This is a genomic window from Lapillicoccus sp., from assembly GCF_046595215.1.
GTDB lineage: Bacteria > Actinomycetota > Actinomycetes > Actinomycetales > Dermatophilaceae > Lapillicoccus.
Genome location: NZ_JBKJPP010000129.1, coordinates 29,556 through 48,251 on the forward strand (window position 1 = coordinate 29,556; position 18,696 = coordinate 48,251).

Genomic DNA, 18,696 nt, shown 5'->3' on the forward strand with positions numbered 1-18,696 from the left:
AGCGCCTGGGAGAGCCGTCCGAGGTTCGCCGGCGTGGCTCGCGGAGTGACGTCGATGTCGCGGGTCGGAGGCTCCGCGGCGTGCGTGCAGTTCGCCGGCGTAGCCTCCGTCGACGACATACTCGACGCCGCGATGGTTGAGCGCCTGGACGATCATCAGCGGGTCAAAGTGCGCGCCGTTCACGCCTTCGCCGTGGCTCTCTTCCGCTCTCGCAGCGCGCCGGGGACGGCGTCGCGATCCTTCGCCACCCGGCCACCTGATGGCGATCCCACGCCTCGCGCTCCGCTGAGGGGCGATGCTGCTCCAGTTCGCCCAGGACGTCGTCATGATCGTCGTAGGGCACCAGCTATATGCGCAGCTCGCAACCTGCCGCTTTTGAGGAGCCGCATCAGTGTCGGCAGCGTCGCTTGACGACGGTCATGCAGGTAGGCCGAGACGATGGACCTGTTCACACCGGGAGAGAGCAATTCGTCGGAGCTGCTCACGTCAACGATCGTATCCCTCACACTGGTTGCGCATCGGTGCTGTTCTCCAGAGGCGGGTCAGCGGAGGATGCCGACGACGACGAGCAGGATCGGCACTGCCAGCGCCGCGATGTCGAGCGGCTGCCAGGTCCGGGTCAGCGTCCCCCCGGTCTGTGCCTCAGGGCGTCCCTCGGCTGCGAGCTCGCGCCACTCGTCCATGGCCGACTCGAGCAGTCTGGAGGCGCTGCCGACCGTCGTGCCTTCCTTCGGCGCAGGCGCGACATCCTGCTGCGACGCGCGCCCCAGGGCGCCGAAACCCAGCATGCCCTGGCTTGCCGGCCGTTCGATGTGCGAGGCGATGGCCCACGCGGGGTAGGCGTGGTCACCGGAGTAGACCTCGAGGTTCCAGCGCGCCGAGACGTCCTGCACCTGCGACCACGGGATGACGGTCCGGCGGATCGGGTTGTCGAGGTGGATCCCGTGCAGGGTGATGACGACGCACGGGCGCACGAGCAGGACCCAGCCCATGGCCGCACCGAGGAGCATCAGACCGATGAGGACCAACGACGGCTCACCGCTGACGATCGAGGCGAGGGCCATGCCGACGCAGGCGACAATGGCGACGGTCCCCAGGGCGATGGACCCCCGCTGGCGCAGGGTGCGCAGAGCCTCTGGCGCGGGAGCAGAACGGGCCATGCGGTGGACGTCTCCAGAACGGCTGACACGCCCGGGTTCACCGGGCCGGATGGGCCATCTTCTCACGCACCGACGGCCCCGGAGCAGCACCCGTCCCCCGCGCCGTTGCCCGTAGACTCCCGTGGTGACCTCACCAGCCGTCAAGGGCGACGCCGCGGCGCTCGCCCGCGACCTCCTCGGCGTCGGGCGCCTCACGAACAGGGCGTTGACGACCTGGCTCCACGGACTCCCGGGGGTCGACCAGGTCGGGTGCGAGGGCCGGGCCGCGTCTCTCGGCACCCGCTCGATCAAGACGACCGCCAAGGCCTGGGCCATCGACATGGCGATCTCGATGATCGACCTCACGACGCTTGAGGGCTCCGACACGCCCGGCAAGATCAGGTCGCTCTGCGCCAAGGCGCTCGTCCCCGACCCGCACGACCCGACCACCCCTCGTCCCGCTGCGGTCTGTGTCTACGGCGACATGGTCGGGACTGCCAGACAAGCGTTGGGAGACAGCGGGATCCACGTGGCCGCCGTCGCCACGGCCTTCCCCTCAGGACGCGCGAGTATGCCGGTCAAGCTCGCCGACACCCGCGCCGCCGTCGCCGCCGGCGCTGACGAGATCGACATGGTCATCGACCGGGGGGCCTTCCTCTGCGGTGACTACCTGCGCGTCTTCGACCAGATCGTCGCCGTCAAGCAGGCGTGCCGCCGCGACGACGCCCCCGACGCGCACCTCAAGGTCATCATGGAGACCGGCGAGCTCGTGACCTACGACAACGTCCGCCGCGCGTCCCACCTCTCGATGCTGGCGGGGGGTGACTTCATCAAGACGTCCACCGGCAAGATCGCCCCCGCCGCGACGCTGCCGGTCACGATGATCATGCTCGAGGCGGTCCGCGACTGGCAGGAGCTCACCGGCACCCAGGTCGGCGTCAAGCCGGCCGGTGGCATCCGCACGACCAAGGACGCATTGAAGTACCTCGTCATGGTCAACGAGGTCGCCGGCGACGCGTGGCTCGACCCCGACTGGTTCCGCTTCGGGGCGTCGGGCCTGCTCAACGACCTGCTGCTGCAACGGCACAAGCTCACTACCGGTGCCTACTCCGGCCCTGACTACGTCACGATCGACTGAGGAACCACCACCATGGCCACGTTCGAGTACGCCCCCGCTCCCGAGTCGCGGACCGTCGTCGACATCCACTCCTCCTACGGTCTGTTCATCGGCGGCCAGTTCGTCGAGGGCAGCGCCGGGACGAGCTTCAAGACCATCAGCCCCGCCACCGAGGAGGTCCTCGCCGACATCACCCAGGCGAGCGCCGCCGACGTCGACCGCGCGGTCAGGGCCGCCCGCACGGCATACCGCGGGGTGTGGGGCCGGATGTCCGGGACCGACCGTGGCAAGTACCTCTTCCGCATCGCCCGCATCATGCAGGAACGCGCCCGCGAGTTTGCGGTGCTCGAGACCCTCGACAACGGCAAGCCGATCAAGGAGTCCCGCGACGTCGACATCCCCCTGGCAGCAGCGCATTTCTTCTACCACGCGGGATGGGCCGACAAGCTGGAGTATGCCGGGCTGGCACCCGCCGGGGGCGGGCCGCCGCGACCGGTGGGCGTCGTCGGGCAGGTGATCCCGTGGAACTTCCCGCTGCTCATGCTGGCCTGGAAGATCGCCCCGGCGCTCGCGTGCGGCAACACCGTCGTCCTCAAGCCGGCCGAGACGACGCCGCTGACCGCGTTGCTCTTCGCCGAGGTGTGCCAGCAGGCCGACCTCCCACCGGGCGTCGTCAACATCGTCACCGGCGCGGGCGAGACCGGCCGGGCGCTCGTGGAGCACGCCGGCATCGACAAGGTCGCCTTCACGGGGTCGACCGACGTCGGCCGGGCCATCGCGAGGTCCATTGCCGGCACCCGCACACGGGCCACCCTCGAGCTGGGCGGCAAAGCGGCCAACATCGTCTTCGACGACGCCCCGATCGACCAGGCCGTCGAGGGCATCGTCAACGGCATCTTCTTCAACCAGGGCCACGTCTGTTGCGCCGGATCCCGTTTGCTGGTGCAGGAGTCGGCGCACGACGAGGTCGTCAGCAAGCTCAAGCGCCGCCTCGCCACCATCCGGGTCGGGGATCCGATGGACAAGAACACCGACCTCGGAGCGATCAACTCGGCAGCCCAGCTGGCCCGCATCCGTGAGCTGTCCGACATCGGTGAGGCCGAGGGCGCCGAGCGCTGGAGCCCGCCCTGCGACCTGCCGGGCCGCGGATTCTGGTTCCCCCCAACGGTCTTCACGAACGTCGCCCAGACCCACCGGATCGCGCAGGAGGAGGTCTTCGGGCCGGTCCTGTCGGTGCTGACCTTCCGGACCCCACAGGAGGCGGTGGCGAAGGCCAACAACACGCCCTACGGTCTCAGCGCCGGGGTGTGGAGCGACAAGGGCTCGCGGATCCTGTGGATGGCAGACCAGCTGCGGGCCGGCGTCGTCTGGGCCAATACCTTCAACAAGTTCGACCCGACGTCGCCGTTCGGCGGCTACAAGGAGTCCGGATACGGCCGCGAGGGCGGCCTCCACGGACTCGAGTCCTATGTCACGACCGGAGCCGGACAGTGACTCCCACCTCGACCCGCGCCACCTCGACGCGGTCCGGCACCGACGCGCGCCTCGACGTGCGCAGGACCGTCAAGCTCTACATCGGCGGGGCCTTCCCCCGCAGCGAGTCCGGGCGCTCCTACGTCGTCTCCGACACCCGGGGGCGATTCCTGGCCAATGCCGCCCAGGGCTCGCGCAAGGACGCCCGCGACGCCGTCGTCGTCGCCCGGGGTGCCCTCGCCGGCTGGGCCGGCGCCACGGCATACAACCGGGGTCAGGTGCTCTACCGCGTCGCCGAGGTGATGGAGGGCCGCTTCGACCAGTTCGCCTCCGAGGTCGCCGCCGCCGAGGGGCTCACCCCGGCCCGGGCCCGCGCCTCTGTCGCCGCGGCCATCGACCGCTGGGTCTGGTATGCAGGGTGGTCCGACAAGATCGCCCAGGTCCTCGGCGGCCTCAACCCCGTCGCCGGACCGTACTTCAACATCTCAGCCCCGGAGCCGACCGGCGTCGTGGCGGTGCTCGCGCCCCAGGCGTCGTCGCTGCTCGGCCTCGTCTCGGTCCTCGCCCCGGTCATCGTCTCGGGCAACACCGCAGTCGTCCTGGCGAGCGAGGAGCGCCCCGTCCCGGCGATCACCCTGGCCGAGAGCCTCGCGACGAGCGACGTCCCCGGCGGCGTCGTCAACATCATCACCGCGCGCACGGGCGAGGTAGCGCCGTGGCTGGCGTCGCACCGCGACGTCAACGCCATCGACCTGGCCGGGGCCGCCGGCGCCGACGGCGTGGTCTGGGGCGACCTGGAGCGCGAAGCCGCGGGCAACCTCAAGCGGGTCCTGCGCCCGTCCGGCACCGGTGCCGCAGCCGTCGAGCCGGACTGGACGGTGACGCCCGACCTCGGCCGGCTCCGGGCCCACCTCGAGACCAAGACCGTCTGGCACCCCAAGGGCCGGTGAGCACCCCCGACCTGGCCCGGGTCGTGATCCTCGCCGGACCGTCGGGCTCGGGGAAGTCGCGGCTCGCGGCACGCCTGCACCGTGCCCACGGGTGGCTGGTCGTGCGGCTCGACGACTTCTACCGCGACGGGGACGACCCGTCCCTGCCCAAGACCGACCTCGGCCACACCCACCTCGTCGACTGGGACGACCCGAGGTCGTGGGACGGGGACTCGGCGGTGGACGCCCTGCGGGCGCTGGTCTCGGGTGGTCGGGCGGAGGTGCCCGTCTACGACATCGGGGCGTCCCGGGCCACGGGGAGCGCCCGGGTGCGCGCCGGCGTCGGGCAGCTCGTGGTCGCCGAGGGCATCTTCGGAGCCGAGATCATCCACCGGCTGCGCGACGAGGGCCTGCTCCACTCGGCCTGGTGCATCCGTCACAACCGGTGGATCACCCTCGCCCGCAGGCTCGCCCGCGACCTGTCAGAACGACGCAAGGCGCCGCACATCCTCGTGCGGCGCGGCCTGGCCCGGTGCCGGGCGGAGCCCGCGGTGGTCGCCCGGATGGAACGGCTGGGGGCCACGCGCACGTCACCCGCTCGCGCCGAGGAGCGGCTCTCGCGGGGCTGAACCCGCAGGCCGGTATGGCGACCTCACCAGCCCGTCCGGCGGGCCCGACTGATCGTTGTGGATAGTGCCACGACGTGAACACCTAAGGTGGACAACGACGTTCGGCGGCGACCTCCGAGGGGGTGTCAGTGCTCGGTCCTGGCGTTGTCGTCATGGAGCAGCAGCCGGAGCACGAGGACGCGGGTCAGGTGGGCGGCCCAGCAACGCCTTGGACCCGGCCCGGTGGTTCCGTCTCCGGCGTGGCGTTGGGCGAGGTCTCCGGCGACCTGGCGTCCTGGAAGTCGGCACCCGGCCGGGGGAGCGCAGCCGCGCTGGCAGCGTCGACGGAGTGCACGGGCGATGCAGGTGGTGTCGATCCGAGCGGTGCCCAGGCGTCACCGACGGGGTCCGTGCCGGACTGGCTCCAGGTCGCGCAGTGCGCTGCCCAGCAAGCGCTGGCCGAGCCGGCGCGGCGTCACAGCGCGGATGGTCTGGCCGCGGCGATGCGCTCATCGGCCAGCTCCGGATCAACGTCTCAGGATGTCCGGCGGCTGCGCGGGTCGCCCACCGACTCGGCGACAGCAGGTGCGGAGTCCGCACCGTGACCGCTCCGACCGGATTGTGGGGGCGGGGCCCCCGCGTCGCGCTCGAGCCGGCGTCCATCGCCGGGATGGGCCTGCTCGTGCAGGTCGACCTACGGCCCAGCTTCGTCGTGGCCGCGCTGCCCATGCTCCTCGTCGGCATCAAGCTCGGACTCAGTCCGACCGCAGACGGCTGCAGACACCGAGCGTCGAGCGACCTCGGGGGCGGAGACGCCGCCGTTGTCACCGTGGACCTCGGCCCTGACGACCGCGACCGCTGCAAAGGTGGCGGCTGTGTGCCTGACCGGCGTGAGCCGCCTCGATCGCCGTGGGGGCGGTCGTCTGTCGGATGCTTCTCCCTCAGAGCGGAAGCACCGCCGGCGAAGTCTGGCGCCCGGGGGCCGGGGATCAGGCCCCGGTCTGCCCGTCGACGCCCTCCCGAAGAAAGTCGGCGTGCCCGTTGTGCCGGGCGTACTCGTGGATCATCTGCATGAAGACCCACCGCAGCGACACCCACTCGTCCCACTTGTCCTGGTAGCCCGTGACGTCCAGCGACTCCGCCGCGCCCTCGACCACCCGCGCGGCCGTCACCTCCGCCTCCCAATACGCGAACGCCTCGCCCATGTCGGCGGTCGTCGCGTCGTAGGCCTCCTGGAAGTCGAACCGGTCCGACCACACCAGCGGGATGTCCTCACCGGCGATGACCCGGCGGAACCATGTCCGCTCGACCTCGGCCAGGTGCCGGACCAATCCGAGCAGCGACAGCGTCGAAGGCGGCATCGACTGGCGCCGCAACTGTTCCTCGGTCAGGCCCTGGCACCTGAAGGCCAGTGTCGAGCGGTGCCAGTCGAGCCAGGCCCGCAGCATCGCCCGCTCTTCAGCCACGACCGGAGGGTCCACGCGTTCGTCATTCATGGGCCCTGCTTACCAGCCGGGTGCCACAGCCGATCACGTAGCTGCTGCACGTCCTCACTCGTAGGGTCCGCTGAGGGCAGCGGTCGCCGCGTCCCGTTGGGTGTCCCGCTGGGCCACCGACCACTCCCGCGTCGGCCGGTCGATCGCGACGGTCGTCCAGCCACCGCCGTCCTCGTTGCTGATGTGGACGAGCGGCGTGTCGCGACCATGTTCCACCCGCACCCAGTCCTGCGGGCGGTGACCGCTCGAAGCGGCCTGTCGCGCCACCACGGCACGGGGTCCGGCGGTCAGGGCTCATCATGAACCGGACGAGGCGTCGTGCGCTGCGGTCGCGCTGATACCTTTGCCGCACGGTGAGAGAGAGCGAGGTCAGGGGGGGTCGTGTCGGCACGGTGGACTCGGGAGTGTCGGCCGTGAGCGGGTTCGGCCCACCTCCCGGCGCGCCCGGCGAGGAGCCACGTCAGCGTCGCCCGACCTACCTGCCGCCCGGCGGGCTCGACCACCCGCAGGCCCCACCCCACGGCGCTGCGGGTATGCCGGGTGAGTCCTTCCCCGGTGCCCTCGCCGCGCCGGGCGCAGACGCCGGCACCACGGCATACCAGCGCCGCCCGTCGGTAAGTCGGGCGGCGAGCCACGTGCTCGCGGCCACCGCCCACAAACCGGGGATCATCTCCCTGCGCCCGATGTCCACCGGCGACCTGCTCGACGCAGCGGTCAAGCACTTCCGGCGCAACCCCGGCCCGGTATGGGGTCTCGCGCTGGTCGTCCTCGCGATCGCCATCGTCCCTTCGCTCCTGGTCTCCGGGTTGGCCCTGAGCGGGTCGTGGTACTCCGCCCTGGGCCTCGACTCGCTCATCGACGCGACGAGCGCCACGACCCTTCTCACGGCCGTCGGGGTCGGGCTGGCTGCCTCGCTCCTCTCCGGACTGCTCGCCCACTCCGTCGCGGAAGCCACCCTCGGTCGTCGGCCGCAGCTCGGGGAGCTCTGGGCAACCGCCCGACCTCGGCTGCTCCCCCTCATCGGCCTGCAGCTGCTCGTCATCTCAGCCCTTGCCCTTCCCGTCGTCCTCCTCGTCATCCTCGTGGCCGGTCTCGCCGACGCCCCGGGCCTTTTGCTGGTCGTCGTGGGGGTGGCGCTCGGCCTGGCTGTCGTGGCCTGGTCGGTGTTCGTCGCGACCCGCACGGCCCTGGCCGCGCCGGCCCTCGTGCTCGAGAGGCTCGGGGTCCGCAGTGCCCTGCGTCGCGGCTGGGCCCTGTCGGCGGGATCGTTCTGGCGGGTCAGCGGCACGGCGTTCGTCGTCGCAGCCCTCGCCCTCGTTGTCTTCGTCGTCATCGACCTGCCCCTCAACCTCGTCGGCGCGCTGCTGCGGCTCACGGCCGACCTCACGCCGTCCGTGGACGACCTCGTCGGGGGGCTGGCCATCAACCTCTCGACCGTCCTGGCCGCCTCGGTCGTCATCCCGTTCGTCGCGGGTGCCAGCACGCTGCTCTACATCGACCAACGGATGCGCAAGGAGGGGTTCGACCTCGTCCTGCTTCGGGCGGCCAGCACGCGCCTGGGAGGCCCGCGGTGAGGGCACTGTCGGCCCCAGCGAACGCCCTATCGAACGCCCTCGCGAATGTCTTCGGGAACGCCTTCGAAAACGTCTCGGGGAACGCCCTCGGAGCCGAGCTCGGCGCCCGGGTCGGGACCGCCCTCAACGCCATGTCCGTGTCGGGCACGGCCGTCCCGGCGGACCTCGACCCGTCCGGCGACGAGGCACGCCGGTGGGCCGCCGACGAGCTCGCCAAGGATGGCTACCGCGACACGCGCTCGCTCTTCGAACGGCTCATGCGCTGGCTCGGCCAGCGGCTCGCCGACCTGCAGGACGGCCAGGGGACGGGTGGGGTGAGCCTGCCGCCGTTCGTCATCGCGCTCGTGGTCGTTGCCGCCGCCGTCGGCATCGGCTACCTCCTGACCAAGGTCCGGGTCGAGGCCGCCACGGTCAAGGATCGTCGGACCGTGCTCGGCAGCTCCGCCCTCACCGCGCAGCAGCTGCGCGTCCGGGGAGCGGCCGCGATGGCCGAGAACCGTTGGGACGATGCTGTGCTCGACTACACCCGCGCCATCGCCCGGGACGCCGACGACCGGACACTCCTGACCGACGCCCCGGCGCTGACCGCTCACGAGATCGGGGACCAGCTGGCCGCCGTGTTCCCGGCCCACACCAGCGCCGTGCACGCCTCGACGGACCTGTTCGACGCCGTGGCCTACGGTGGGCGGCGCGCGGCTCGCGCGGACGCCGAGAGCGTGCGCTCGACCGAGGAGACCCTGCGACGGGCGCGACCCGAGCTGATCCGGACGCCCTCGGCGTCGCTGCTGGCTGCGTCGGCGCCCGCTACGTCGTCGCGGGCTGCTCGCGTCGGGGACTCCCCGGTGGACCCCGATCCGGACGCCGCGCAGTCGCTGTGGACCACCGGGACCCGCGGATGACGACGACGACGCTGTGGGACCGATCGACGGTCGACGAAGCGGAGGCGGCGCACACGGGGCCGGCGACGCGACGTCGCCGGCTGAGGTGGGTCGTCATCGCAGCCGTGGTGGCCCTCATCGCCGTCGTGATGACCTGGCAGTCGCCGGGTCCGGCCACCAGAGAGGCTCTCGACCCACGCAACCCCTCCCCCACCGGAGCCCAGGCCCTGGCGCGGGTCCTCGCCGATCACGGTGTCGCGGTGACCGTGGCCCGAGGCCAGACCGAGCTCGAGCGGGCCGGGGCGGACGCCGGGACCACGGTCCTCGTGGCCACCACCGGCGACCTCGCCGAGGAGACGATCGACCGCCTGGCCACAGCCACCCTCGGGGCCAGACGCCTGGTCGTCGTCAACCCCGACCCGTGGGTGGTGCGCTACCTCAGCCCCGACATCGACGTCAAGCAACGTCGGCGCAGCTCCGACGACTTCGCCACCACCGGCACTGGTTGCACGACCACCGACGTGCGCGCCGGAGAGCGGGTCTCCCACTCCCAGAGCGAGTTCCGGCTGCTCGCCTCGTTGCCGGCCGCCGCCTGCCTCACGCATGACGGCCACTCGGTCTACCTCGCCCTGCCAGCCTCGTCACGTCACGCACCTCTGGTCCTGTTCGGCAGCACGAGCGCCCTCACCAACGAGGAGTTCGACGACGCCGACAACGCCGCCATCGTGCTGCGCACCCTCGGGCAGTCTCCCCGTCTCGTCTGGTATGTGCCGTCGATATCGGACGTCCCGGTGACCGACCGTTCCCGGGCCTCCGACCTCCTGCCGCCGTGGCTCGGACCCGGGCTCCTGCTCGTGACAATCGCCGTGCTGTTCGTACTCCTCTGGCGGGGCCGGCGCCTGGGCCGGCTGGTGCGAGAACCGCTCCCCGTGGTGGTCCGCGCCGTCGAGACCACCGAGAGCCGCGGCCGGATCTACCGCCGCGCGAGGGACGCCAGCCGGGCTGCCCTCGTGCTGCAGGACGCGACGCGACGCCGGGCGGCGGGCTACCTCGGGTTGCCGGTCACCGGTTCCCCCGAGACGCTGATGCTCGCCGTGGCCGCCGCCAGTGGCCGCCGCCCCGAGGAGGTCGACCTCCTCCTGCACGGTCCACCCCCGTCCGCCGACAGGCACCTGCTCGGTCTCGCCGCCCAGCTCGCGGCCTTGGAGAAAGAGGTACGCCGCACATGACCGACCCGATGCCCCAGCCCCCGGTCGGCCAGCAGCCCCCGGTCGGCCAGCAGCCGTCTGCGGACGCCGACTCGCAGTCGGACCGTGCCCGACAGGCGCTGCTCGCCGTCCGGAGCGAGGTGGGCAAGGCGGTCGTGGGCCAGGACGCGGCCGTCTCGGGCATCATCATCTGCCTGCTGTCCCGAGGCCACATCCTCCTGGAGGGCGTCCCCGGCGTCGCCAAGACCCTCCTCGTGCGCACCCTCGCGAAGGCCCTGGCCATCGACACCAAGCGGGTGCAGTTCACTCCCGACCTCATGCCGGGTGACATCACCGGCTCGCTGATCTTCGACGCGAAGACGTCGGACTTCGCCTTCCGCGAGGGGCCGGTCTTCACCAACCTCCTGCTGGCCGACGAGATCAACCGCACTCCCCCCAAGACGCAGGCCTCCCTCCTGGAGGCGATGGAGGAGCGTCAGGTCTCGGTCGAGGGCCGGGCCCGGCTCCTGCCCCAGCCCTTCATGGTCGCCGCGACCCAGAACCCCGTGGAGTACGACGGCACCTATCCGCTGCCCGAGGCGCAACTCGACCGCTTTCTGCTCAAGGTCGTGCTGCAGGTGCCGGGCCGCGACGACGAGCTCGAGGTGGTGCAACGGCACGCCCGCGGCTTCGACCCCCGCGACCTCGACGCCGCCGGCATCCGCGCCGTCGCCGGCCCCGACGACCTCACGGCCGGTGTCGAGGCGGTCAAGCGGGTCGGCGTCGCCCCGGAGGTGGCCGGCTACATCGTCGACATCGCCCGCGCGACGCGGGGCGCGCCCTCGCTCTCGCTGGGGGTCAGCCCCCGGGGTGCGACGGCGCTGCTCGCGACGGCCCGCGCCTGGGCCTGGATGAACGGACGCGCCTTCGTCACCCCCGACGACGTCAAGGCCCTCGCCCAGGCCACCCTCGCCCACCGGCTCACGCTGCGCCCGGAGGCCGAGCTCGAGGGAGTCAACGTCGCGTCGGTCCTGGCCAGCTCCATCGGCTCGGTTCCGGTGCCCCGCTGAGGTCCCCGATGCCCTCCCCCCACCTCCTCAACCTCCCCCCGGGACCCCACCACCACCTTGCGTCCGGCACTCCGGTCGCCCCGGCAGCCGACCTGCCGGATACACGCCGTGGCCCGGGGGTGCTCCCGTGGCGGTGAGCGGGCGGCTGCCGCTGCTGCTGCTCGCCGGCCTCGTCGCGGTGGTCCTGCAACCGACCCGCCAGACCGTCCTGGCCTGGGTTGGACTCTGCCTCGCCCTGACGGCGCTCGACCTCCTCCTCGCGGTCAGCCCGAGGCGCCTCGTCCTCGAGCGTGAGACCAGCGCCCAGGTGCGACTCGGCGCGACGGGCTCGACCGCCCTGCTCGTGACGAACTCGGGACGTCGGACCCTGCGGGGGGTCGTCCGTGACGCGTGGCAGCCCTCTGCGGGCGCAGCCACCGACCGGCACCGGGTCCGCATCGAGGCAGGTGAGCGCCGTCGCCTCACCACGGCGCTGTCCCCCACCCGGCGCGGTGACCGGCTGGCGGACCGGGTGACGGTACGCAGCTACGGGCCCCTCGGACTGGGCGCCCGGCAGCGGTCGGTCGATGTCGGTGGCGCGATCCGGGCCCTGCCCCCTTTCCACAGTCGCAAGCACCTGCCGTCCCGGCTGGCGGCCCTGCGCCAGCTGGACGGCCGCTCCGCCGTGCGGGTAAGGGGCCAGGGCACCGAGTTCGACTCGTTGCGCGACTACGTCGAGGGTGACGACGTGCGGTCCATCGACTGGCGCGCCACGGCCCGGCGCCAGCACGCCGTCGTACGGACCTGGCAGCCCGAACGCGACCGGCGCGTCATCCTCGTCCTCGACACGTCCCGCACGTCCGCCGGCCGGGTCGAGGACATGCCCCGGCTCGACAGCGAGATGGACGCCGCCCTGCTGCTGGCGGCGCTCGCGTCCCGCGCCGGCGACCGGGTCGACCTCATCGCGGGCGACCGCTGGGTGCGGGCCCGGGTCACCGCCGCCAGCCGCACGACACTGCTGGGCGACCTCGTGCAGGCGATGGCCCCCCTCGAGCCGGCGCTGCTCGAGGCGTCCTGGCCGACCCTCGCGGCCGCCATCGCCGACACCAGCCGGCGCCGCGCCCTCGTCGTCCTGCTCACGGCTCTGGAGCCGGCCGCCATCGAGGAGTCGCTGCTGCCGACGCTCGCGACCTTGACCACCCACCACCGCGTCGTCCTCGCGTCCGTGAGCGACCCCGCCCTGACCGCCATGGCGGCGCGGCGGGGCACGACGGCCGAGGTGTTCGACGCGGCGGCCGCCGAGCGAACGCTCGCCCTGCGCCAACGCACGGCCGCCGTCCTCGGGCGGCTCGGCGTGACCGTGGTCGACGCCCCTCCCGAGGACCTGCCGCCCCGGCTCGCCGACCACTACCTCCTGCTCAAGAGCCAGGGCCTACTGTGACCGGGTGAAGCTGATCGGGATGCTCGGCGGCATGAGCTGGGAGTCGAGCGCGCAGTACTACCGCCTTGCCAACGAGCTGACCAGGCAGCGCTCAGGTGGCCTGCACTCGGCGCGCTGCCTGCTGCACTCGGTGGACTTCGCCGAGATCGAGCACCTGCAGGCCGAGGGCCGCTGGGCCGACGCCGGGGAGCTCCTCGCCCGGGCAGCGCAAGGGCTCGAGGCCGGCGGCGCCGAGCTGCTGCTGATCTGCACCAACACGATGCACAAGGTCGCCGACCAGGTGCAGGCTGCCGTCAGCATCCCGCTGGTGCACCTCGGGGACGCCACCGCCGAGGTCGTCCGTGCGGCCGGGGTGGTCACGGTGGGACTGCTGGCCACGGCCTACACGATGGAGCAGGACTTCTATCGCGACCGACTGGAGTCGCACGGCCTCGAGGTCCTCGTCCCCCACGCCAGCGACCGCGCCGAGGTGCACCGGATCATCTACGAGGAGCTCTGTGTCGGCGTCGTGCGGGAGCAGTCGCGGCGCACCTACGTCGAGGTGATCGAGCGGCTCGTCGCCGCCGGCGCCGAGGGTGTCATCCTCGGCTGCACCGAGATCGAGCTGCTCATCGGCCCGGCCGACGCCTGTGTGCCGCTCTTCGCGACGACACGCATCCACGTCGAGGCCGCGCTGACCCTCGCCACGGGAGGCTGAACCTCAGCCGACGACCGGGGCGAGGTCACCCTGGTCGCGGCGTGCGACGTCACCGGTCTCGCCGCGCTGCACCGCCCACCGGCCCACCGTGAAGACGTAGGCGAAGAAGGCGCCCTCGGCCACGAACCCGACCCCGACCCGGGCCCACGTGGGCAGCGGCGAGGGCGTGACGAAGGCCTCGATGATGCCTGTCACGAGCAGGACGAGGGCCAGCCCCATCGCGACCGACATCGCCGCCCGGCCCTCCTGCGCGATGGCGTCCATCCGGGTGCGCGGGCCCGGCTCGATCCAGCCCCAGAAGATCTTGAGGCCGACGCCCGCCGCGACGAAGACGGCTGTCAGCTCGAGCAGCCCGTGCGGCAGGATCAGTCCGAAGAACAGGCCGGCCCGGTCGTGGGCCCACATCAGACCCCCGATCAGGGAGAGGTTGACGATGTTCGTGAAGAGGAGGTAGATCACCGGCAGCCCGAGCACCCCGAGCGCGATGCAGAGGGCCGTGATCCAGGCATTGTTCGTCCAGACCTTGAAGGCGAAGCTGCCCGCCGCGTACTCGCTGTAGTAGCTCGCGAAGTCGCTGTTGACGAGCCGGTCGACCTCCTGCGGGGAGATGAGGGCGGACTCGAACTGCGGGTTGGCGACGAACCACCACCCCATGACCCAGGCCAGGACGAGGTTGGCGACCATCGTCGCGATCCACCATCGCCGGGTGCGGTAGAGCGCCGCCGGGAAGGTGTCGGTGAAGAACCGGACGACGTCGTCCCAGCTGAGCGTCCGCGTGCCGACCGAGCGCAGCCGCGCCCTGGCGAGCAACGAGGACAGGTGGGCCACGAGCGTCGGCTCGGGAGAGCGGGACCGGATCTCGGACAGGTGCGTCGCGACCCGCTGGTAGAGGTCGAGCAGCTCGTCGCCCTCCGCGCCGCTGAGCCGCCCACGCCGGCCCGACAGCTCGTCCAGGCGCGCCCACTCGTGCTGGTGCGCTAGGACATAGGCGTCGAGATCCACGCCGTCACTGTATGCCGTGGAGCTCGGTATGCCGTGGAGCTCGGTATGCCGTGGAGCTAGGCTCCGGAGCGTGGTCGGTCGAGGGAAGGGGTGGGGATGAGCAGCGCGACGATAGGTGTCGGCGAGGACGACCTCGTCACCGGCGAGGCCGTGGCCCTCGACCTGCCGCCGGCCTCCATCGGGCCGAGGATCCTCTCCGGACTGCTGGACTACGTCATCGTCTGGCTCGTGACGTGGGTGGTGGTCTACGCCGGCGAGTCGCTCTCCGGCCAGCTCGACGACGCGCTCCACACCGCGGTCCTGCTCGTCTGCTTCGTCCTCGCCTGGGTCGCCTACCCCGTCACCGTCGAGACCCTGACCCGCGGCCGCAGCGTCGGCAAGCTGGCCGCCGGCCTGCGCACGGTACGAGACGACGCCGGGCCGATCACGTTCCGCCACGCGCTCGCTCGGGGTCTGCTCGGGGTCGTGGAGGTCTATCTCTTCTGGGGCATCCCCGCCGTCATCACCTCCACGATCAACCCGAGGGGCAAGCGCCTCGGGGACGTGGTGGCCGGCACCTACGTCGTGCGCGACCGGGTCCTGGCCCGGCTGCCCGCACCCGTGGCGATGCCGCCGCACCTCGCGACCTGGGCGGTGTCCGCCGACATCAGCCAGATCCCCGACCAGCTGGCCATGGCGGTGCGCACCTTCCTCCCGGCGGCCTTCACCATGACGCCACGAGCGCGCGAGGAGATGGGCCGCCACCTGCTCGACGAGGTCAGCCTCTACGTCTCACCGCCGCCGCCCCCGGGCAACCACCCGGAGTACGTCCTGGCGGCGGTGGTCGCCGACCGTCGGCGTCGGGACGCGGAGCGGATGGCCCGGGACGCCGCGCTGCGCCGGCGGCTGGCCGTGCCCGACCACCTCACCTGAGGAGATCGGCATACCCGGGCTTGACCACCTCGTCGATGAGGGCGAGCCGCTGGTCGAAAGGAAGGAACGACGACTTGAGGGCGTTGATCGTCACCCACCTGAGGTCCTCGAGCGTCCAGCCCGCGTCCGCGACGAGCCCGGACGCCTCACGGGTCATCGTCGTGCCGCTCATCAGCCGGTTGTCGGTGTTGAGGGTCACCCGGAAGCGGAGCCGCTTGAGCAGCGAGATGGGGTGCAGCGCAATGGATTGCGCTGCCCCGGTCTGAAGGTTGCTGCTCGGGCACATCTCGAGCGGAATGCGGGTGTCGCGGACGTAGGCCGCGAGCAGACCGAGGTGGACGGTGCCCAGGTCGACGTCGTCGAAGGTCGTGCCCGACGCGGCGGCGTGATCGACCCACTCGGTGAAGGGCAGACCGGCGATGGTGACGTCGTCGACGATGCGCACCCCATGGCCGAGCCGGTCGGCGCCGCACCACTGGATGGCCTCCCAGATGCTCTTCAGCCCGAACGCCTCGCCCGCGTGGATGGTGAAGTGGGCATTCTCGCGGCGGAGGTACTCGAACGCGTCGAGGTGCCGGGTGGGCGGGTGGCCCGCCTCGGCGCCGGCGATGTCGAAGCCGGACACCCCCTCGTCGCGGTAGCGCACGGCGAGCTCGGCGATCTCCCGGCTCTTCGCGGCGTGCCGCATTGCCGTGAGCAGCCCGGTGACCCGGATCGGTGACCCGGCCTCGGCCGCCAGGCGCTCGCCCTCGCGCAGACCGGCGTTGACCGCCTCGATGACCTGCTCGAGGCCCAGACCCGTGACGAGGTGCTGCTCCGGGGCGTAGCGGCTCTCGGCATAGACGACGCCGTCCGCAGCCAGGTCCTGCACGCTCTCGCTGGCGACGCGGAAGAGTCCCTCCTCGGTCTGCATGACGGCGAGGGTCTGGTCAAAGGTCTCGAGGTAGCGCGGCAGCGACCCCGAGTCCGCGCTGTTACGAAACCAGACACCGAGGGCGTTGGCGTCGTGCGCCGGAAGCCCTCGGTATCCAACAGTATCCGCGATCTCGAGGATCGTCTGGGGGCGAAGTCCGCCGTCGAGGTGGTCGTGGAGCACCGCCTTGGGCGCGCGTCGCAGGGTGTCGTCCGTCGGGGGCCCGGTCGGGGCGGGGCTCATGGTCGTCATCTCACTCACGGTCGTCATCTCACTCGGCGTCGCGGTGCACGGTGTCCGGGCTGAAGGCGGGCAGACAGACTGCGACGTACTCGGCGCCGTCCGCTCCGCACGAGTAGCGGATCCGCTCACCGCCGGTCGTGATGACCGACTGGCCGGCGTGGACCTCGAGTCGGCCGCCGTCGTGCTCCACGACTACCGTGCCCTTCACAACGAGGGTGATCTCGCCGAACTCGGGGGTCTGGAAGGGCTCACTCCAGCCGGGCGGCGCCACCATGTGGGCGACGGAGACCGAGGTGTCGAGGCCGGTCGTGGGGGTGTTGACCGCCCCCACGTGCTCGTCGATGACCTTGCCGCCGGGGATCGGGATGCGAGTGGGCGTGGAGATGAGGAGGGGCACGCAGCCAGACTAACGAGGCCCGGTCCCCTCGCCCGACCACGCCCTCAACCGTGCCCGACCGCGCCCTCCATGCCTGGGTCGCAACCGCCCCACTCGGGCACTATGCCCGTGCCCCCTGTGGTGGGCAGCGCAGGGGGTGCCAGGGGCGTTCACCCAACTGACCCAGCTCACGCACTATGCCCTGCCCACCGTGGTGGGCAGCGCATAGTGCGCGGGACACCCCCGTCAGCCCTCCGGCCCCACGACTCCTCCAGCCGGTCTCGCTCCACGTCTGGTCGGCCCCGCAGTCCTCACCGGCACCGGTCACTCGATCCGGTCGATGACCAGCGGGAGGAGGTCGGGACGCGAGCCGTCCGGGGCGATGTAGAACGCCCCGTCGAGGGCCTCGATCGCCCGGTCGAACTTGTCGGGCGTGTCGGTGTGCAGGGTCAGCAACCGCTCGCCCGCACGGACCGAGGCGCCCGGCTTGGCGTGCATCTCGATCCCGGCGCCGGCCTGCACCGGGTCCTCCTTGCGGGCCCGACCGGCTCCGAGCCGCCAGGCGGCGACCCCGACCTTGAGCGCGTCGAGCTGGGTCAGCACGCCGTCGGCGGGAACGCGGACCTCATGGGTATGCCGGGCCACGGGCAGCGCGGCGTCGGGATCGCCGCCCTGGGCGCGGATCATCTGCTTCCAGACGTCCATCGCCCGACCGTCCCGCAGTGCCTCGGCGGGGTCGACCCCGGTGCGCCCGACGGCGGCCAGCATCTCGCGGGCCAGGGTGAGGGTCAGTTCGACGACGTCCTCGGGGCCCCCGCCGGCGAGGACCTCGACCGACTCCCGCACCTCGAGGGCGTTGCCGGCTGTCAGACCGAGCGGGGTCTGCATGTTCGTGAGCAGCGCAACCGTCGTGACACCCGCGTCGGTGCCGAGCGCCACCATCGTCTCGGCCAGCTCACGGGCCTGGTGGACGTCCTTCATGAAGGCGCCCGAGCCGACCTTGACGTCGAGGACGAGCGACCCGGTGCCCTCGGCGATCTTCTTGCTCATGATCGAGCTCGCGATGAGCGGGATCGCCTCGACCGTGCCGGTGACGTCGCGCAGCGCGTAGAGCTTCTTGTCCGCCGGCGCCAGCCTGTCCCCCGCGGCGCAGATGACCGCCCCGACGTCTTCGAGCTGGGCGACCATCTCGGTGGTGCTCAGGGTGGCGCGCCACCCAGGGATGGACTCGAGCTTGTCGAGGGTCCCGCCGGTGTGCCCGAGGCCGCGCCCCGACAGCTGCGGCACCGCGACCCCGCAGGCGGCGACGAGCGGGACGAGCGGGAGGGTGATCTTGTCGCCGACGCCGCCCGTCGAGTGCTTGTCAGCGGTCGGGCGCGACAGGGAGGAGAAGTCCATCCGCTCGCCGGAGGCGATCATGGCCGCCGTCCAGCGCGCGATCTCGCGACGACTCATCCCGTTGAGGAGGATGGCCATGGCGAGCGCCGACATCTGCTCGTCGGCGACGACGCCTCGCGTGTAGGCGTCGACGACCCAGTCGATCTGCGCGTCCGACAGCTCACCGCGCTCCCGCTTGGAGACGATGACGTCGACGGCATCAAAGGCTTCGCTCATGGTCCCATGATGGCCGACGTCTCCGATGTCGCCAACGGCGTCAGTCGG

19 protein-coding genes are annotated in these 18,696 nt (G+C 71.8%); 12 read left to right on the forward strand and 7 right to left on the reverse strand.

What is annotated here, in order from left to right:
* Nucleotides 1-542: 542 nt before the first annotated feature.
* Nucleotides 543-1,160, reverse strand: a complete 618-nt coding sequence (locus ACLL9L_RS11270; protein WP_411284752.1) for a PH domain-containing protein — start codon at nt 1,158-1,160, stop codon at nt 543-545.
* A 124-nt stretch (nt 1,161-1,284) separates the two neighbouring features.
* On the opposite strand from ACLL9L_RS11270, the gene deoC reads away from it, so the two are divergent.
* From deoC to ACLL9L_RS11295, 5 genes are all read left to right on the forward strand, one after another.
* A complete protein-coding gene (gene deoC, locus ACLL9L_RS11275; RefSeq protein WP_411284753.1) occupies nt 1,285-2,277 on the forward strand; it encodes a deoxyribose-phosphate aldolase in 993 nt (330 codons plus the stop codon).
* A gap of 12 nt (nt 2,278-2,289) precedes the next feature.
* Entirely contained in the window at nt 2,290-3,750 is a 1,461-nt protein-coding gene (locus ACLL9L_RS11280) for an aldehyde dehydrogenase family protein (RefSeq protein WP_411284754.1), read from the forward strand.
* Nucleotides 3,747-4,679 carry an aldehyde dehydrogenase family protein gene (locus ACLL9L_RS11285; RefSeq protein WP_411284755.1) on the forward strand — a complete coding sequence of 311 codons (933 nt, stop codon included), beginning with the start codon at nt 3,747-3,749 and terminating at the stop codon, nt 4,677-4,679. The genes ACLL9L_RS11280 and ACLL9L_RS11285 overlap by 4 nt, the downstream gene beginning before the upstream one ends.
* A complete protein-coding gene (locus ACLL9L_RS11290) occupies nt 4,676-5,287 on the forward strand; it encodes a uridine kinase (protein ID WP_411284756.1) in 612 nt (203 codons plus the stop codon). The genes ACLL9L_RS11285 and ACLL9L_RS11290 overlap by 4 nt, the downstream gene beginning before the upstream one ends.
* Before the next feature lie 152 nt (nt 5,288-5,439).
* The gene (locus ACLL9L_RS11295) at nt 5,440-5,871 is read left to right on the forward strand and encodes a hypothetical protein (protein ID WP_411284757.1); all 432 of its coding nucleotides are present in this window, start codon (nt 5,440-5,442) and stop codon (nt 5,869-5,871) included.
* Nucleotides 5,872-6,255: 384 nt separating this feature from the next.
* Here the strand turns inward: ACLL9L_RS11295 and ACLL9L_RS11300 are convergent, their stop codons facing one another.
* Together ACLL9L_RS11300 and ACLL9L_RS11305 are read right to left on the reverse strand one after the other, a co-directional pair.
* Nucleotides 6,256-6,762, reverse strand: coding sequence for a DinB family protein (locus ACLL9L_RS11300; protein ID WP_411284758.1), 507 nt, complete (start codon nt 6,760-6,762; stop codon nt 6,256-6,258).
* 54 nt (nt 6,763-6,816) lie between these two features.
* Nucleotides 6,817-6,978, reverse strand: coding sequence for a hypothetical protein (locus ACLL9L_RS11305; protein ID WP_411284759.1), 162 nt, complete (start codon nt 6,976-6,978; stop codon nt 6,817-6,819).
* 197 nt (nt 6,979-7,175) lie between these two features.
* On the opposite strand from ACLL9L_RS11305, the gene ACLL9L_RS11310 reads away from it, so the two are divergent.
* The 6 genes from ACLL9L_RS11310 (at nt 7,176) to ACLL9L_RS11335 (ending at nt 13,588) form a co-directional block, all read left to right on the forward strand.
* A complete protein-coding gene (locus ACLL9L_RS11310) occupies nt 7,176-8,336 on the forward strand; it encodes a hypothetical protein (protein ID WP_411284760.1) in 1,161 nt (386 codons plus the stop codon).
* Complete coding sequence (locus tag ACLL9L_RS11315; RefSeq protein ID WP_411284761.1) at nt 8,333-9,235, forward strand: DUF4129 domain-containing protein; 903 nt, start codon at nt 8,333-8,335, stop codon at nt 9,233-9,235. The genes ACLL9L_RS11310 and ACLL9L_RS11315 overlap by 4 nt, the downstream gene beginning before the upstream one ends.
* Nucleotides 9,232-10,443 carry a DUF4350 domain-containing protein gene (locus tag ACLL9L_RS11320; RefSeq protein ID WP_411284762.1) on the forward strand — a complete coding sequence of 404 codons (1,212 nt, stop codon included), beginning with the start codon at nt 9,232-9,234 and terminating at the stop codon, nt 10,441-10,443. Before ACLL9L_RS11315 ends, ACLL9L_RS11320 begins: the two co-directional genes overlap by 4 nt.
* The gene (locus ACLL9L_RS11325) at nt 10,440-11,471 is read left to right on the forward strand and encodes an AAA family ATPase (RefSeq protein WP_411284763.1); all 1,032 of its coding nucleotides are present in this window, start codon (nt 10,440-10,442) and stop codon (nt 11,469-11,471) included. The genes ACLL9L_RS11320 and ACLL9L_RS11325 overlap by 4 nt, the downstream gene beginning before the upstream one ends.
* A gap of 127 nt (nt 11,472-11,598) precedes the next feature.
* Nucleotides 11,599-12,891 carry a DUF58 domain-containing protein gene (locus ACLL9L_RS11330; RefSeq protein WP_411284764.1) on the forward strand — a complete coding sequence of 431 codons (1,293 nt, stop codon included), beginning with the start codon at nt 11,599-11,601 and terminating at the stop codon, nt 12,889-12,891.
* A gap of 4 nt (nt 12,892-12,895) precedes the next feature.
* The gene (locus ACLL9L_RS11335; protein ID WP_411284765.1) at nt 12,896-13,588 is read left to right on the forward strand and encodes an aspartate/glutamate racemase family protein; all 693 of its coding nucleotides are present in this window, start codon (nt 12,896-12,898) and stop codon (nt 13,586-13,588) included.
* Nucleotides 13,589-13,591: 3 nt separating this feature from the next.
* Here the strand turns inward: ACLL9L_RS11335 and ACLL9L_RS11340 are convergent, their stop codons facing one another.
* The gene (locus ACLL9L_RS11340) at nt 13,592-14,590 is read right to left on the reverse strand and encodes a stage II sporulation protein M (protein WP_411284766.1); all 999 of its coding nucleotides are present in this window, start codon (nt 14,588-14,590) and stop codon (nt 13,592-13,594) included.
* A gap of 96 nt (nt 14,591-14,686) precedes the next feature.
* Between ACLL9L_RS11340 and ACLL9L_RS11345 the strand changes: the two genes are divergently transcribed.
* Nucleotides 14,687-15,502, forward strand: a complete 816-nt coding sequence (locus ACLL9L_RS11345) for an RDD family protein (protein ID WP_411284767.1) — start codon at nt 14,687-14,689, stop codon at nt 15,500-15,502.
* On the opposite strand, the gene ACLL9L_RS11350 is transcribed toward ACLL9L_RS11345, so the two are convergent.
* From ACLL9L_RS11350 to ACLL9L_RS11360, 3 genes are all read right to left on the reverse strand, one after another.
* Nucleotides 15,495-16,658 (reverse strand): adenosine deaminase, encoded by a 1,164-nt coding sequence (locus ACLL9L_RS11350; protein ID WP_411284768.1) that lies wholly within the window; start codon nt 16,656-16,658, stop codon nt 15,495-15,497. The genes ACLL9L_RS11345 and ACLL9L_RS11350 overlap by 8 nt on opposite strands.
* Before the next feature lie 28 nt (nt 16,659-16,686).
* Complete coding sequence (locus ACLL9L_RS11355) at nt 16,687-17,055, reverse strand: cupin domain-containing protein (RefSeq protein ID WP_411284769.1); 369 nt, start codon at nt 17,053-17,055, stop codon at nt 16,687-16,689.
* Between the two features lie 303 nt (nt 17,056-17,358).
* Nucleotides 17,359-18,648 (reverse strand): thymidine phosphorylase, encoded by a 1,290-nt coding sequence (locus ACLL9L_RS11360; RefSeq protein WP_411284770.1) that lies wholly within the window; start codon nt 18,646-18,648, stop codon nt 17,359-17,361.
* Between the last annotated feature and the right edge of the window lie 48 nt (nt 18,649-18,696).